This window comes from Vibrio celticus, from assembly GCF_024347335.1.
Lineage (GTDB): Bacteria > Pseudomonadota > Gammaproteobacteria > Enterobacterales > Vibrionaceae > Vibrio > Vibrio celticus.
The window spans coordinates 711,195-727,588 of sequence record NZ_AP025464.1; the positions used below are offsets into that span (position 1 = coordinate 711,195).

At 44.5% G+C, this 16,394-nt stretch carries 16 protein-coding genes; 11 read left to right on the plus strand and 5 right to left on the minus strand.

Annotated features, from left to right (window positions below; genetic code table 11):
- Positions 1 to 257: 257 nt before the first annotated feature.
- Entirely contained in the window at positions 258 to 1,664 is a 1,407-nt protein-coding gene (gene clcA / locus OCV19_RS19270) for a H(+)/Cl(-) exchange transporter ClcA (protein ID WP_017064484.1), read from the plus strand.
- 206 nt (positions 1,665 to 1,870) lie between these two features.
- The gene (locus OCV19_RS19275; RefSeq protein WP_170926852.1) at positions 1,871 to 2,851 is read left to right on the plus strand and encodes a TDT family transporter; all 981 of its coding nucleotides are present in this window, start codon (positions 1,871 to 1,873) and stop codon (positions 2,849 to 2,851) included.
- Between the two features lie 130 nt (positions 2,852 to 2,981).
- Here the strand turns inward: OCV19_RS19275 and hmpA are convergent, their stop codons facing one another.
- A complete protein-coding gene (gene hmpA, locus OCV19_RS19280) occupies positions 2,982 to 4,178 on the minus strand; it encodes an NO-inducible flavohemoprotein (RefSeq protein ID WP_065675438.1) in 1,197 nt (398 codons plus the stop codon).
- A gap of 368 nt (positions 4,179 to 4,546) precedes the next feature.
- Between hmpA and norR the strand changes: the two genes are divergently transcribed.
- Together norR and OCV19_RS19290 are read left to right on the plus strand one after the other, a co-directional pair.
- Positions 4,547 to 6,139, plus strand: a complete 1,593-nt coding sequence (gene norR, locus OCV19_RS19285) for a nitric oxide reductase transcriptional regulator NorR (RefSeq protein WP_017072223.1) — start codon at positions 4,547 to 4,549, stop codon at positions 6,137 to 6,139.
- Between the two features lie 89 nt (positions 6,140 to 6,228).
- Entirely contained in the window at positions 6,229 to 6,588 is a 360-nt protein-coding gene (locus tag OCV19_RS19290; protein ID WP_017062638.1) for a glutaredoxin family protein, read from the plus strand.
- A gap of 109 nt (positions 6,589 to 6,697) precedes the next feature.
- On the opposite strand, the gene OCV19_RS19295 is transcribed toward OCV19_RS19290, so the two are convergent.
- Positions 6,698 to 7,333: an OmpA family protein gene (locus OCV19_RS19295; RefSeq protein ID WP_017631828.1), complete on the minus strand. Its 636-nt coding sequence runs from the start codon at positions 7,331 to 7,333 to the stop codon at positions 6,698 to 6,700.
- A 258-nt stretch (positions 7,334 to 7,591) separates the two neighbouring features.
- Between OCV19_RS19295 and OCV19_RS19300 the strand changes: the two genes are divergently transcribed.
- The 6 genes from OCV19_RS19300 (at position 7,592) to OCV19_RS19325 (ending at position 13,184) form a co-directional block, all read left to right on the plus strand.
- A complete protein-coding gene (locus OCV19_RS19300) occupies positions 7,592 to 8,218 on the plus strand; it encodes a thioredoxin domain-containing protein (protein ID WP_004731367.1) in 627 nt (208 codons plus the stop codon).
- A gap of 76 nt (positions 8,219 to 8,294) precedes the next feature.
- A complete protein-coding gene (locus OCV19_RS19305; protein ID WP_050634254.1) occupies positions 8,295 to 8,768 on the plus strand; it encodes an FKBP-type peptidyl-prolyl cis-trans isomerase in 474 nt (157 codons plus the stop codon).
- 164 nt (positions 8,769 to 8,932) lie between these two features.
- Positions 8,933 to 9,523, plus strand: coding sequence for a TetR/AcrR family transcriptional regulator (locus OCV19_RS19310; protein WP_065675437.1), 591 nt, complete (start codon positions 8,933 to 8,935; stop codon positions 9,521 to 9,523).
- 143 nt (positions 9,524 to 9,666) lie between these two features.
- Positions 9,667 to 10,698 (plus strand): NADP-dependent oxidoreductase, encoded by a 1,032-nt coding sequence (locus tag OCV19_RS19315; RefSeq protein ID WP_065675436.1) that lies wholly within the window; start codon positions 9,667 to 9,669, stop codon positions 10,696 to 10,698.
- 37 nt (positions 10,699 to 10,735) lie between these two features.
- Positions 10,736 to 11,356: a glutathione S-transferase family protein gene (locus tag OCV19_RS19320; RefSeq protein WP_065675435.1), complete on the plus strand. Its 621-nt coding sequence runs from the start codon at positions 10,736 to 10,738 to the stop codon at positions 11,354 to 11,356.
- 151 nt (positions 11,357 to 11,507) lie between these two features.
- Entirely contained in the window at positions 11,508 to 13,184 is a 1,677-nt protein-coding gene (locus OCV19_RS19325) for an RluA family pseudouridine synthase (protein WP_065675434.1), read from the plus strand.
- A 166-nt stretch (positions 13,185 to 13,350) separates the two neighbouring features.
- Here the strand turns inward: OCV19_RS19325 and OCV19_RS19330 are convergent, their stop codons facing one another.
- From OCV19_RS19330 to OCV19_RS19340, 3 genes are all read right to left on the minus strand, one after another.
- Positions 13,351 to 13,644 (minus strand): YkgJ family cysteine cluster protein, encoded by a 294-nt coding sequence (locus OCV19_RS19330; RefSeq protein ID WP_081090056.1) that lies wholly within the window; start codon positions 13,642 to 13,644, stop codon positions 13,351 to 13,353.
- 175 nt (positions 13,645 to 13,819) lie between these two features.
- The gene (locus OCV19_RS19335; protein WP_065675433.1) at positions 13,820 to 15,004 is read right to left on the minus strand and encodes a D-alanyl-D-alanine carboxypeptidase family protein; all 1,185 of its coding nucleotides are present in this window, start codon (positions 15,002 to 15,004) and stop codon (positions 13,820 to 13,822) included.
- 178 nt (positions 15,005 to 15,182) lie between these two features.
- The gene (locus OCV19_RS19340; protein ID WP_017085600.1) at positions 15,183 to 15,773 is read right to left on the minus strand and encodes a DUF4136 domain-containing protein; all 591 of its coding nucleotides are present in this window, start codon (positions 15,771 to 15,773) and stop codon (positions 15,183 to 15,185) included.
- Positions 15,774 to 16,041: 268 nt separating this feature from the next.
- Between OCV19_RS19340 and OCV19_RS19345 the strand changes: the two genes are divergently transcribed.
- Positions 16,042 to 16,296: a YgjV family protein gene (locus OCV19_RS19345; RefSeq protein WP_010430226.1), complete on the plus strand. Its 255-nt coding sequence runs from the start codon at positions 16,042 to 16,044 to the stop codon at positions 16,294 to 16,296.
- Positions 16,297 to 16,394 lie beyond the last annotated feature (98 nt).

Sequence of the window (16,394 nt, forward strand, 5' to 3'; positions counted from 1 at the left end):
AAACCTCACGTCTCCTTGCGGTCTGTTATGTTGCTTTACGATTTAACTATGGTTCATTTCTGGGGATATTCAAGCTGCCACCAGAGAAACGATCAAAATTGTGACGGTGATACCACTATTGCCTATAGATTCCATTTATGTAACACGTATATTCCATAAATGAAATTCAACTTTGCATCTTTGTTGCTATAGGATATGCAGAGGAAGCGTATAATTTAATGCAACCCCGCCTTAACTCATTCAGGAAACTTATTTCTATGACCAGAAGAGAGAAAATTAAGCAGTCCTTACTAGCAAAAATGCCAAGGGATGCTATTAATCAATTTCTCTCAAGAGATAAGACCCCAGCTTCCGTTCTCTTTCTTTCTTGTATTGTGGGTGTACTTGCAGGTGTAGTGGGTACCTATTTCGAAGTTGCGGTTCATTTCATCACAGAAACTCGTACCGATTGGCTGAAAGATGAAATCGGTAGCCATTTACCATTGTGGCTTGCTGCTTTCCTTATTAGTGCTGCATTCGCCTTTATTGGTTATTTCCTCGTTCACCGATTTGCTCCAGAAGCTGCTGGTTCAGGTATCCCTGAAATCGAAGGCGCAATGGACGGAATGCGTCCTGTTCGATGGTGGAGAGTATTACCCGTAAAATTCTTTGGCGGCATGGGCGCGTTAGGCTCTGGTATGGTTTTAGGCCGCGAAGGACCAACCGTTCAAATGGGCGGCAGTATCGGTCGTATGGTCACTGATATCTTTCGTGTCAAAGATGATGACACTCGCCACTCACTGTTGGCTTCAGGTGCTGCTGGTGGCTTAGCCGCCGCATTCAACGCACCGCTAGCTGGCATCATGTTTGTGGTTGAGGAGATGAGACCACAGTTTCGCTACTCACTCATATCAATCAAAGCCGTCATCATCTCAGCAGTTTCGGCCAACATTGTATTTCGTTCTATCAATGGCCAATCTGCCGTTATCACAATGCCCCAATACCAGCCGCCTGAACTCGACGCACTTTGGTTGTTCTTATTGTTAGGTGTGTTATTCGGCTTGTTTGGTGTGATTTTCAATAAGCTGATTACGCTTTCCCAAGACCTGTTTGTGGCGATCCACAAGAATGACCGTAAACGCTACTTGATGACAGGCACCCTACTTGGCGGTTGCTTTGGCTTGTTGCTGCTCTATATACCTGAACTAACTGGTGGTGGTATTGGTATCATCCCGAACATCACGAATGGCAGCTACAGCGCAAATGTGTTGTTGTTGATTTTCTTAGGCCGAGTCCTCACAACCCTGCTTTGTTTCGGCTCTGGTGCGCCAGGCGGCATCTTTGCACCAATGCTTGCGCTAGGAACACTCTTTGGTTATGCGTTCGGGCTTATCGCAGCGGCATTCTTTCCTGAACTGAATATTGAACCGGGTATGTTTGCCATTGCTGGCATGGGAGCATTATTTGCCGCCACCGTGCGAGCACCTATCACTGGTATTCTGTTGGTTATTGAAATGACCAATAACTACTACCTGATCCTACCGTTGATCATTACCTGCTTAGGTGCGGTAATCATTGCTCAAATGTTAGGTGGGCAGCCAATTTACAGTCAACTGCTTAACCGTACGCTGAAAAACGAAAAACTAAGACAACAAGATCTCCCTCAGCAAGAGGAAGTACGTTAATTACAAATGACTCATAAAACAAAAGCACACATTCAACGTGCTTAATCTCCCGATTCCGTATCAAAATCAAAAAAGCAAACGTTAAACTTGGTATCATCCACTCAAAATTAGTTGAGTGCCCTCAAAATCAATTGACGAAAGACCTAGACACTCTAACTAAAGCAAATAATCTAAAAGTCTTTAATTAACTGAGTCGGAGTAAGTCGTTGAACTGGAGAAGATTAACCCAAGTAAAAAATGTGCCGCCATCTCAGGCGTCTTTAGCACTTGGCGTTATTGGGTTAGGACAAGCTTGGGCGTTATATATCCCGGGCATTGGTGAGATAATTCGTCCCTACCTAGCTGCATTCGGCGCGCTATTATTGCTGCCTGTTTTACTGCGCTATTTAACGAACTTTAATACCTTCCTTAATGATATTCGCCACCCGTTAAGCGGAAGCTTGATGGCACCAATGAGCATGGCTTTACTGATTCTGTGCGACTATTTAGCCGAGATATCGCCAGCTATCGCCTACCCAGTTTGGTTCTGCGCGCTATTGCTGCACTTTACCATGATGGTGTTGTTCTTCAGTTTTCAGATCATCAACTTCAAAATGTCGAACATTGTACCGAGTTGGTTTCTGTATCCGGTCGGTTTGATCAGCAGTTCCTTAGCTGGCACACAGTTCGGGCACACCGTATTTTCAGAAACACTTGCGGTCACTTGTATTGGTATCTATTTCCTTATGTTGCCAGTGGTGTTGTACCGCTTGGTGTTCGAAGGCAATCTTCCTCGCCGAGCAAGACCAACACTTGCTATCATGGCAGCTCCGGTTAACTTATCTTTAGCTGCTTACTTGGTTAACTTCGACAATCCAGATCCGATTCTAACAGGCGCATTGGCGGGCATTGCCATCACCATGACGCTACTGATCTACTTGTGTTACATACGATTGATGCGTCTGAAATTCCAACCTTCAATTGCTGCCGTCACCTTCCCATCTGTGATCAGCGCTATTGCCATGCATCGTCTAACCACATTTTTCGGCGCGGAATACCCGCAATGGTACTGGCTGCACAAGTTCGGATTCTTTGAGCTAACCATCGCCACCATCCTAGTAATTTGGGTCGCAGGTGGTTACGTGAAAATGTACTGGCCTGAATTTTTTGATTCCGACTACATGTCTAAGAAGGTGAAACGTTCTTAGATAGAAGAGAAAAGATCTTAGCTGAACCATCGTGTTCTGCAGTAGTCGATGATTCAGACAAAACCAACCAAACCCAAAAAGGCAAGGTATTAATAGTTCAGGCGAGTGTTAATAGAACTCTCGAGAACTATTAGAAGTTAGCGTGAGGGCCGAATACTTCGTAGTGTACACGTGAACGATCAACTTTAAGTGCGTCTAGTTGATCCACGATGTTCTTCATGAAACCAACAGGACCACAGATGTAGAAATCGCTCTCTTCAAAGCCTTTAGTATCAGAGATAGACGCTAGATCCATTTGGCCTTGATGCGTATTTTCACATGCAGATTCATCTTTGTTCATGTACCACGTTTTCGCTTCCCAACCTTTGTCGGCAACAATATCTTTAACACGAGTCGTGAAAGAGTGTTGGCCTACGTTCTCACAAGCGTGAAGGTAAAGTACTGGCTCGTTTTTATCTTCCGTGTTTAGGAACTCAAGCATAGACTGCATTGGCGTTACACCAACACCTGCAGAGATAAGCGTTACTGGCTTACTGCGCTCTTGATACATGAAGTCACCTGCTGGTGCGTATAGGCTAACTTCATCACCAACAGCAACCGTATCGTGTAGGTGGTTAGATACAACGCCTTGTGTCTCTTGGCCTTGTCCTTCACGTTTAACAGAAATACGGTATTGCTTGCCGTTTGGCTTATCAGACAGTGAGTATTGACGAATCTCGCTGTATTGAGAGCCTTCCGGTTTCACTTCGATACCGATGTATTGACCTGGTGTGTAATCCAGAACTTCACCGCCGTCTTTTGGCTGTAAGATGAAGCTTGTTACTAGCGCTGACTCTTCGATTTTGTCTGCAATTACAAACGCACGCGCTGCTTCCCAACCACCAACAGCTTGCTTACGCTGTAGGTAAAGTTCAGCTTCACGATCGATGAATACTTGCGCTAAGAATAGGTAAGCGGCTGTCCATGCTTCTTCCACTTCTGGAGTAAAGGCGTCAGCAGCTAGTTCACGTAATGTCTCAATCAGGTGTAAACCAACAATTTGGTAGTGCTCTGGTTGAATGTTAAAGCTTGTGTGTTTCTGAGCAATACGTTCAACGGCTGTTGTTAACGCTGCTAGGTTTTCAATGTTCTTTGCATATGCCGCGATAGCTTCAAACAGTGCTACACCTTGGCGACCTGCTCTTTGGTGAGTCATATTGAAGATATCTTTCAACTCAGGGTTATGCGTGAACATACGTTGATAAAAATGCTGAGTTAAAGCTGGGCCTGCGCTCTCAAGTAGAGGGATAGTAGATTTGATGATTTCGATATGTGCATTGTTAAGCATGAATTTACTCCGAACACTGAGCCTTATGACCTATATGTCATTTTGACTACTAAAAATTAAGAATGACTTATCGATTTTCTGAAACCTTAGTTATTTTTAGAAACTGAGTTATTTTGACTCGTTTTTATTTCAAAAAATCGTGAAACCTGATTAATGCCACCTGATTGATTGAGATCAAGAATAATCTGTTTAATCAGCGCTATAATTGGGCTTCGCTGTATCTTCTGCACAATCAGTGCCAACTTTATCAATCCCCGTTATTACTGGTTTTCTTCTCAAAACTCATCTTATAAAAATGTCAAAAAGACCTTTTTTTTAAGTCAATAAGACTCTATTATGTTTATAAACACACACAGTTAGAGTTTTTTATGCAAGATATCTCCGCATCTACCCTCATGGAAATGACCATTGGCCTCGCAAGTGGTGTGAACGATCAAGATCGTTTCAATCGCCTGATCGATGCCATTCGCAAAACCATAACGTGTGATTGTGTCGCGCTTTTAAGCCTTCAAGGCGACACGCTAGTACCTATCGCAATGCAAGGGCTCAGCCGAGATACATTCGGTCGTCGCTTTATCATTTCAGAACACCCACGGTTTGAAGAGATCTGCGCGTCTCGCTCTCCTGTTCGTTTCGATGCTGACAGCTCCTTACCCGATCCTTTCGATGGTTTGCTTATTGACCATGATGGCGATTTACCAATGCATGCTTGTATGGGCTTGCCTTTGCTATTTGGCGACAAGTTATTGGGCATTCTGACTCTAGATAGCTTGAAACCTGATGTCTTCGCGAATATTCCGGCGCGTAACCTTGAAGTGCTGGCGGCTATTGCAGCCTCAACCATGCAGATGGCACTGACCTTCTCGCAACTTGAACATCAAGCAAAACAGTCAAAGCAATTACTGGAAGAGTTGAACGTAGAAGCGTGGGAACGTGATGGCGGCGAGTTGATTGGTAACAGTGACACCATGGTCGCGCTTAAGAACGACATCGCTGTTGTCGCGCCGTCTGAGTTTAATATCTTGATTCATGGTGACACGGGGGTTGGTAAAGAGCTCGTGGCTCGTACCCTGCACCATCAATCTCAACGTAAACGTAACCCACTCGTCTACGTAAACTGTGCTGCAATTCCTGAAAACTTAGTAGAGAGTGAACTGTTTGGTCACGTTCGTGGCGCGTTCACTGGCGCAGACAAAAACCGCTTAGGTAAGTTTGCTTTAGCCGATGGTGGCACACTGTTCCTTGATGAGATTGGTGAGTTGCCTTTGGCTGCTCAAAGTAAGCTCCTGCGTGCTCTACAAAACAACGAAATTCAACCTGTTGGCCAAGACAACATTCAAACCATTGATGTGCGAGTATTGGCAGCGACAAACCGAGATCTAAAACAAGAAGTTGAAGACGGTCGATTCAGAGCCGATTTGTACCACCGACTGAGTGTGTACCCTATCGCGGTGCCTGCACTGAAAGATCGTGGTGACGACATCAGCCTATTAGCGGGTTTCTTCTTAGAACAAGCGCGTCGTAAGCTTGGTATCAACCAAGTTAAGTTCCGCTCTGACGTTCTTTCGTTCCTAAACCGTTATGGTTGGCCGGGTAACGTGCGTGAACTTGAGCACGTGATCAGTCGTTCAGCATTGAAAGCGTTAGCGCGCAGCACCAATAAAAACTTAGTGACAATCACCAAGGAAGATTGTGGTCCACTCGACCAAGATCAGCCTATTGCGACGACACAGGTGAAGAACACACCGTTATCGACACCAACGATCGACCTTTCTGCAGGGCTACGTGGTGCAACGGACGATTTTCAACGCAGTATCATTACTGAGGTGTTGGAAGATGCCAACTTTAACTGGGCACAAGCAGGGCGAGTTCTGAAAACAGACCGAGCAAACCTGACTCGACTGTCTAAGCGTTTAGGGCTAAATGTGGCGAAGTCTCACACGATCGAACGGACAAAATAGATATTAGCGGTTTGTTGCGAGCATCTGACAAAACTTGTGTATATAATGCTGCAAATTGTAACGCTAATTTTAAATATGTAGAGAGAGTTATGAAGTTTATCCGTTGGTTCTTAGGTCGTGTCATCTTGTTATTGAATTTTGTTTTCAGCCCACGTGGTGTGAAGCGTTCTCAAGAAGAACAAAGCAAAGTGAATGAGCAAGCAAAAACGCACACGTTATACCAATTCGAAGCGTGCCCATTTTGTGTGAAAGTGCGCCGCGCGATGAAACGTCAGTCGGTTCAATTTGAACTTCGTGATGCAAAAAACAACGAGCAACACCGTGCTGAGCTTGAAGCTGGCGGCGGTCGTGTGAAAGTGCCTTGTCTACGTATCGAAAAAGACGGCAAAACTGAGTGGATGTACGAATCTTCAGATATCGTGACTTACTTAGAAAAGCAGTTTGCATAAGCAATAAAGCGACAAAATCTAGATACAAAAAATCCCTCTAATGTGAGGGATTTTTTATGTCTGTTATTTGGCGTTAATCGCTTCAAATTGGGCGCGAAAGTTCAAACCACTACTTCGCTACAATCAGCATCAATTCCACACGGCGGTTACACGCCTTGCCTTGGGCAGAAGCGTTGGTGCAAGCTGGAACATACTCACCGAAGCCACGAGTATAAATGGAACGACTCGACACATAGTTACTCTCTAATCGAGCCTTCACTTCTTTTGCGCGCTGCTCTGAAAGCGGATCATTGATTCGATCTGTGCCCGTGTTATCGGTGTGCCCTTCAATCACCACATCAATATCTTGGCGCTGAGCAAGGTAGCTGCCTAGCGTATCTAGCCATTGATTATAAGCTGGCTCGGGGAATGCTGAGCCTGTTTTAAAGTTCACGTGCTGCTCAAGCTTTACCATCACATGGTTACCCGGCAACACTTCAAAATCGATACGGTTTTGTCTTAAAAAGACTTCCAGTGGATCGTTAGTCGAAACGCCACGTCCGTAGTTGGTCGTGATGGTTCTTTGTTGATGAGTGCTGCTCTGAATCGAGTACCCACGATTGCTTGCTACATGAGTCGTTTGAACCACACCCCATTCAGGATGCATCAAGTCGTAATCGGTTTGCGGCGCAGTTTCTAGCATGTCACCGCCAAGTAAATCAGTTGGTGACGTGGCTTCACACCCCGCCAAAGCTATGCTTAACATTATCGCTAAATATCTCATTACTTCACCAACCACTCATGCAGATAAACCATTCACTAATGTCTATATCGGCACCGAGGGAAAAACTTTAGACGAAAAGAAAGCAGAACCCAAAAAAGTGCTGTTGATCACAGTTAACCGTCTACTAGCCTGTCTTCAGCCGCTAGTTCAAACTGTTTGCATTTATTTACCCTATAATTGTTTTCCAATTCGTACTAAATAGTTAGAATCTCACGACTTCTCAACGCTAGAGCAAACATTATGTTTAAACCATTTACTAAATTCATCACAGCACTCGCTGCCGTACTCATTATCGCGGGTTGTAGTGAAACAGACGAGCCACAAAAAGGCGTTCAATACGAAGCACTTCCTACTGCTCTAACAGAATTTAACTTGTCTCCGATCACGGAAATCTTCTCTCTTAACTGTGGTCACTGCCGTCAAATGGAAAGTGCCATTCCAGAGATTGAATCTTTAACAGACCAAACTATTGGCAAGATGCACGTGACGTTCAACGAAAGCGCTCAAATCAGCGCAATGATCTACTACACAGCAGTGATGCAGCTTGATGCGACGCCTGACCACGCGTTCATGGACGACCTATTTGGTGCCGTTCAAATGGGTGCAGATGCAACACCAGAGCAGCGTCAACAAGCACTAGAGACAGCGTTTACTTCTCGTGGTTTGGTTAGCCCATACCAACTGAACAAAGAACAGCAAGTCGCTCTTTTCGACTACGTTAAAAAAGCAGAAGAGATCTCAGTAAAAGGTCAGATCAACTCAGTACCAACCTTTATCATCAACGGTAAATACCAAGTACTAACAGCAGGTCACCAAGACGTTGCTGGCATTGCAAAAACGATCAACTACCTTTTGACTCAACCATAATCACGGCTTTAGTCAACTGATTAACACATTTTGTATTAACTACGAAATTCAGCATTCAATATAAATAGGTTTTACTATGTCTAAATTTGTCATCCCGGTCATTGTCTTTCTTTTGGCGGGTTTCATGATTTACCGTACTTGGACGAATCATAAGTCTGGTGCAGAGAACTTCGAACAAGGTCAACAGTTCCTTATCGAGAACGGCGCTAAAGAAGGTGTTGTAACGACTGAAAGCGGTCTTCAATACCTTGTTCTTGAGGAAGGCACAGGCACAGAGCACCCAACTAAGAACAGCAAAGTAACGGTTCACTACCACGGTACGCTGATCGACGGCACTGTTTTCGATAGCTCTGTTGAGCGCGGCGAGCCAATCTCATTTGCTCTTAAGCAAGTAATCAAAGGCTGGCAAGAAGGTTTGACTTACATGGTTGAAGGCCAAAAAGTTCGTCTATTTATTCCAAGCACTCTAGCTTACGGTAAAGGCGGTTCTGGCCCTATCCCACCATCATCGACTCTGATTTTTGATGTAGAACTCATCTCTATCAAATAATCGAAGTAACTGATTTAAGCCCCAACATACGCGCTATGTTGGGGCTTTTTTATATCTGAACATTTGAAGCCTCTTTAGATATTGAGCGACTTTAACAACGACCAAATATACCCTCGAAAACCCATCACTAGACGACTGGTCTAATTTAAATTATAGTACTGACCATGAACGAAAAAACGAATGACACACGCCTACATGTTTTAGATGTGGGCTATCAACTAATAGTAAACAACGGCTTTAACGGCGTTGGCCTATCGCAATTGCTTAAAGAAGCGGACGTGCCGAAAGGGTCGTTTTACCACTACTTTAAATCTAAAGAGCAATTTGGCGAGGCGTTGATTCAGCACTATTTTGAAAACTACATCATTAAGATTGAAGCAATTTTAGTACACGGTGAAGGTAATCATTATCAGCGAATCTTGAGCTATTTCTCGCTATGGGCCAAGACCGAAAACGGTACCTGTAATGCTCATAAATGCTTAGTGGTTAAACTCAGCGCGGAAGTTTCTGATCTTTCTGATCCTATGCGCCAAGCGCTACTAAAGGGTGCTGAGAAAGTGACGAATACCATCGAGCAGTGCATTGTCGGCGGTATCGAAGATGGATCTATAAAGGTTGAAGACAGCCAAGAAGCCGCTCAGAACCTATACTCAATGTGGTTAGGCGCGAGCTTATTGAGCAAGCTGAGCCAAAGTTCACATAGCTTACAGTCGGTTTTGAGCCTTACCGAACGAATTTTAAAAGGTGAAAGCTAATAACGCGCAGCGCGCTTTATTGGTTTTAACTTAAAAGAAATCACCCGCCCTCTTATCAATTTGATGACGGCGGGATTTTTAGACAGCAAAACTAGACGACTGGTCTAATTCTAAATATATAAAACATAGATTAAGGATATCCAATGACTCAACAAGACAATCGCCGCATCGTATTGGCTTCTCGCCCAGTTGGCGCACCAACTCAAGACAACTTCCGTTTAGAGACAGTAGCTGCGCCAAGCATCAAAGACGGCGAGATGTTACTTCGCTCAGTTTACCTTTCTCTAGACCCCTACATGCGTGGTCGTATGAGCGATGTTAAATCCTACGCAGACCCTGTTGCGATTGATGAAGTGATGGTTGGCGCAACCGTATGTCAGGTTGAAGATTCAAACCACGCTGATTACGAAGTTGGCGAATGGGTACTGGCTTACACAGGTTGGCAAGATCTTGGTGTGTCTAACGGTGAAGGCCTAATCAAACTCGGCAAAGAACCAACGCACCCTTCTTACGCGCTTGGCATCATGGGTATGCCTGGTTTTACCGCTTACATGGGCTTGCTTGATATCGGCCAACCTAAAGAAGGCGACACGCTAGTCGTTGCAGCAGCAACAGGTGCTGTAGGCGCAACCGTTGGACAAATCGGCAAACTAAAAGGCTGTCGTGTTATCGGCGTTGCAGGCGGTCAAGAGAAGTGTCAGTACGCGAAAGACGTGCTTGGCTTTGACGAATGTATCGACCACAAAGCTGATGACTTCGCGGAGCAACTGGCTAAAGCATGTGACAACGGCATCGACGTTTATTTTGAAAACGTTGGCGGCAAGGTTTTCGATGCCGTAATGCCATTGCTTAACACCGGTGCTCGTATTCCTGTATGTGGCCTTATCTCTCAATACAATGCGACATCACTGCCTGAAGGCCCGGATCGTATGTCTAGCCTTATGGGTACGCTGCTGGTCAAGCGTATTAAGATGCAAGGCTTCATTATCTTTGATGACTACGCGCACCGTTATAACGAGTTTGCTGTTCAAATGACCGAATGGTTGTCTCAAGGCAAGATGCACTATCGTGAGCACCTAATTGAAGGTCTAGACGAGGCGCCACAAGCATTCATGGGGCTATTAGAAGGCCAAAACTTCGGTAAGCTTGTTATCAAAACAAACGAAGCTAAATAAATTCAAAACTGAACCCGTTAGTTAACTAGGTAGAATCATGATTACTTTGCATCACCTGAATAAATCACGCTCAAAGCGCATCATCTGGCTGTTGGAAGAGCTTGGGGTAGATTACCAGATCAAACCATACCAACGAGACAGTGTCACTTTTCTTGCGCCACCAGAGCTTAAGTCCGTTCACCCATTGGGTAAATCTCCTGTCATTGAAGACGATGGCATCGTGATCACTGAATCAGGCGCTATCACGGAATACCTAATCGACAAATACGGTCAGGGTAAGTTCGCACCAACACGCGGCACAGCTGACTACGTAGAATATTCACAGTGGCTACATTTTGCTGAGAGTTCAGGTATTCTCCCGATGCTGCTTAAAATCTTTGTGATGAAAGACGGTTGCAAGACTAATTTCCTTGGCGGCTACGCTGACGATGAAAACCAAAAGATCTTAACTTACGTGAATAATGCACTTGAAGGTAAAACCTACTTGGTTGCAGACACACTAACAGGTGCAGACTTTATGATGTCGTTCATCGTAGAAATCGTTGGTAACTTTGGTGCAACTGCGCTTTACCCTAACATTGCTAAATACGGTAAGCTTTTGGCTGACCACCCTGCTTACCAAAAAGCAGAGCAAGTAGAGCTAGAACACTCGAACTGATCGAGTTTCAATCAAGCTCGGACGCACTTAGGCTAAGCACAAGAAACTAAATGAAGCCAAAGCCGATTTATCTTCTGCTTTGGCTTCTCATTTGTCTTCATTTCGACAACAATACTGAACTCTAACTGAACAGCCATAGAGTTTGATCTAAATGCCAGCAAACCTCGCTCAATACACAACTCTGCACCTAGCAAACACGAATGTCGATTTAGCACTACCGACTCGTTTTACGTTTCCGTATTACTATACGCCGCACCCTACGTGTGAATTAGCTATGCTGCAGCTTCAGCAGTCACTCGTCGAATGTGGTGTGAATGAAAACTCGCAAGGTAATCTCTACGCTGTGCTTCTTGTTCAGAATCCGATCACACAAGAGTTAGGCTACCTTTCTGCGTTTTCAGGCTTGCAGTTAGATCCGGCTTTGGTCTCTCAGTTAAACAACATTCACTTTGTTCCACCAGCCTTAGATTCAGAAAAGTTTCAATCTCAGAACAGTGCGAACCTTGCTCGCCAGTTGCAACTCGCGGACGACATTGAAAAGCTGCAACAGTCGCACAATCTAGACGCATTATTGGCCGGTCTTGAAGGGTTAAAAATCGAATCAGCACAAGCTATCGAAGCCTTTCAGTTAGCTATGGCCGCGAACAAAGCCCAACGTAACGAACTCAGAGAGCAAGCAAACCAAGAAAAAGCATTAGGGAATCTAGGGTCAGCGGCAAACTTGCTCAAACAACTGGGTAATCAAAGTAGCCAAGAGAAACGTGACCTAAAAGCACTTCGTATTGAGTGGAAACAGAAGATCGCAGAGCGCCAATCACACGTTGATTTGATTGAAAGCGAACTGAAATACCGTAAGCAAGATCACCAAGCAGTTTCACAGCAGTTGGAAACTCAACGTCTCTCTCACTATCGCTTTATCAATCAAGCCAAGCAATCTAAGAATTTACTCGAATTGCTCGATGGTAAAGACGCGCTTGAAGGCTCTGGTGACTGCTGCCTACCTAAGCTGCTTAACTTTGCGTTTGGACACGGGTTCAAGCCGTTAGCATTATCTGAGTTTTGGTGGGGATTACCGCCTACAGATATCATTCGACAACACGCAAACCTCTACCCGGTTTGTCAGAGTAAAAGTTTTGAGATCCTCGACCACCAGCTAAGTGATATTGAACTTGAAGATAACCCGCTTATCGTGAACCCTGCGGTTGGTAAGTCTTTTGATATTGTTTATGAAGACAACGAGATCGTGGTCGTCAATAAGCCTGAAGAGTTCTTGTCGGTTCCCGGTAAGTTCATCGAAGATTCTGTTTATACACGCATTAAAGCGCGTTACCCGGATGCGACTGGTCCTTTGATTATCCATAGATTGGATATGTCGACGTCAGGTTTGTTGATCTTGGCGCTCACGGCGGAGTCAAACAAGCACATTCAGAAGCAGTTCATTGATAGAACCGTAGAGAAGCGCTACACCGCTTTGTTAGATGGTGAGATAACGGGCGAATCTGGCGATATCAGCCTTCCTTTGCGCGGCGACATCACAGACAGACCAAGACAACTAGTTTGCCACCAACACGGCCGAAATGCAGAAACCCACTGGCAGGCGGTGAGCACTCATAATGGCAAAACCAAGGTTCACCTGTACCCTAAAACAGGGCGAACCCACCAGCTGCGAGTGCACTGTGCTCATCCATTAGGGCTTGGCGTGCCTATTCGTGGTGACGACTTATACGGATACAAACGCGAGCGCTTACACCTACACGCTGGCTACTTAAAGTTGATTCACCCGACAACCGGTGAATGGATGGAGTTTGAAGTGCCTTCTGAGTTCTAAACTCTAACTTATCGAGCTAAGACTCTTATCTCACTCAATATTTGGTCTCATAAAACGCATCAGGTTTCTACAACTGCTTAAGGTATAGAACCCTGATATTTAATTTTAATGTGATTATCACAGTTCATTAGCGTACTTTAGTTACTGAGTTCAATACTGCAGACGCCTAGCCCATTACGTCCTTGCGCTGATCAACGCATTCATAAGAGCCCATTTCGAACTCACGACAGATCCATGGTCGGTTTTCGTAGATAGTACACATCAGTGTTTCTCTATCTACCGCAGAACACCAGCCGTCATCTAAGCGCTTCATGGTTTCACCGCCCCATTCATCGTAAGCGATGTGCTCTTCAGGTACGCCCGTATCTGTGATGATCATAACCTCTAAGCGACAACAGCATGCCTGACAATTGGCACAGGTTACTTCGGGTTCGGTTACGTTCTTTATCTCTATCGTCATAAGTGACTACACTGCTAAATTTTGCGTATAGTAATCGAAACCGCCCGCTACGGCTAATAAAGATAGTGCGGCGCGGCGTTTTCATTGATTTAGAAATAACAAAGGGCGCTGTGATTCACTCACAACACCCATAATATTTTGGCTTTTCAGCGCGGCTTATCGTCACAGGCTCTATTTAGAATAGGCTTGCGAAGAACAGCTTAACGTAGTCTATTAAACGTTTGAACAAACCGCCCTGTTCAACCGCTTCAAGCGCGATCAAAGGCTGAGTTTGAACATCTTCGCCATCAACGGTGTAATGAACCACACCTAGAGTTTGACCTTCTGCAATTGGCGCTTTCAGTTCAGAGTTAAGCTCGATAGATGCAGTCAGCTTTTTACTGTCTGACTTAGGCAGTGTGATAAACGTGTCTTCTGCAACACCCAGCTTCAATGTATCTTTGGCACCAAACCATACCTTCTCTTCAGCGACTTCATCTCCACCTTGATGTGGGTTTAGCGTATCGAAGAAGCGGAAGCCATAACTCAACAACTGTTTGCTGTCTGATTCACGGCTCTTAACGCTTGATGCGCCCATCACAACCGCGATAAGTCTCATCTCACCTTGTGTCGCCGAACTCGCTAAACTGTAGCCAGCTCCCGAGGTATAGCCCGTTTTCATGCCATCAACAGTCAAGCTTCTATCACGCAGTAAGCCATTACGGTTGTGTTGTGTGATGCCGTTGTAACTGAACGAACGTTCGCTGTATAAGCCATAAACATCCGGTAAGTCACGAATAATCGCACGACCTAATAATGCAATATCGTAAGGAGTCGAATAAAGATCGTCAGCGTCTAAACCATGCGCGTTCGCAAAATGGGTGTTTTCTAGTTTCAGAGACGTAGCCCAAGAGTTCATAAGATCCACAAATGCATCTTGTGAGCCCGCAACGTGTTCCGCAATCGCAACACTCGCATCATTACCTGATTGAATAATCAGGCCGCGGTAAAGGTCCATCATTGCTACATCGGTGTTCACTTCGATGAACATTTTTGAAGAGTCAGGGAAGTTCTTCGCCCACGCGTTCTCGCTGATTCGTACCTGATCGTCAGCTGAGATGTTGCCTCGTTGCATCTCTTGCCCAGCCACATAGCTAGTCATCAGTTTGGTCAAACTCGCTGGGTTTAACTTAGTGTGTGCGTTTTTTTCTACCAGCACATCACCAGAATTAAAATCAATTAACACATACCCTTTTGCGCCTAGGCTAGGAGGGCTTGGTACTATAGAAGGTGCTGCGATAGCTGCATTACTTACCATCGCTGCGTTACTTACAATGAATATACTTAATAGAGGGAGAGAGTATTTGGAAAACAGTTTCATTGAATCAAACCTAAGTTAACGTTTTGAGCAGTATAGACAAATGCTAGCAAAAGAAGCGCGAACTTTACGTTGCTTTACGTATTTGTACCATTCGTTACAAATAAAAAAGTATAATCTGCGATCTGACCATATTTTCAACAACTAATATTGACTCAACGAATGCATCCAACGCCTAATTCTATCGCTCAGGCATGCGTCTAAATAACATTTCAACAAAGCCAGTAATACGCTGTTTGCTCTCGCTTGGCTCTAAATCAGGTTGAATGCCAGACTGTGCTAATGCTTGCCATTGTACGACCTGAGAGTTAGGTACGAAAAAAGCAATGTACAGCGATCCTTTCTCGGCGACCTTTCCGTCACCATCATAAAATGGCACCCCAGTTGAAAGCTTAATCGCATCGAAAATCGAGTCATCATTTAACTCTGATTCTTCGGCCAATCCAAAACCGACAACAACATCACCAACTGCACCATTTTGATTCAGTTGATAACCTTTCGTAGCGAGTTGATCTTCAATCGCATCACGCACTAGATCGGTTACTACGGTCTCATCGTATTTTTGAGAAAGGTAAACCTGCTCTGATTCAGGGTGCCAAGAGTACGTCGTTACTCCGTGTTCCATGAACTCAAAATCACCACTGGTGACCACACCATAATTGTGCGTTGGCGGCATTTCTTGTGTGGTACATGCTGTCAGTCCAATCGCTATCAAAGCCAATAACGCTGCTTTTTTTATGCTTTTTGTTGCACAAATGGATCGTTTTATCATTCGCGGCCTCCTTACCTATATAAGAATAAATATCAATTAACCTCCCAACATAAATAGTAATTATGTTAATAGAAAGGTCATTAAACGTTTGCGTAATCGCTAACCTTCACTTCTGCCCGTTTTGGGGGTTTAATCACAAAAACAGAGTTGGTATAGTCTACCTCGTTAAACATAACCAGACCATTCGAGGCACGGAGCTTCCTCAATCATCTCATGAAGAGAAGAATTGGTACCGACAAAGTATCGGCAAATTTAAGAGGGTCAAACAATGGAATTCAATATGGTTGAAATTTTAGGTTACGCGGCATCTATTATGGTCGCAATTTCATTAACAATGAAAGATATCGTTCGTCTGCGTGTCCTTAACTTTATTGGCTGTACTCTCTTTACAGCATACGGCGTTATGATTGACGCATGGCCAGTGGTCGCGACCAACGGTTTCATCGCTTGTGTAAACATCTACTTCCTTGCAAAAATGCAAAAGGAAAAAAAAACGGAAGCGATGAAAGCAGCGAAAGCTTAAATTAGCGATTAGCATTTCAAATATTTCTGAAAAAGCCCAAATAGAGCGATCTATTTGGGCTTTTTTGTGTTTGTCGTTCTCAAGAGCATGATTTCCAA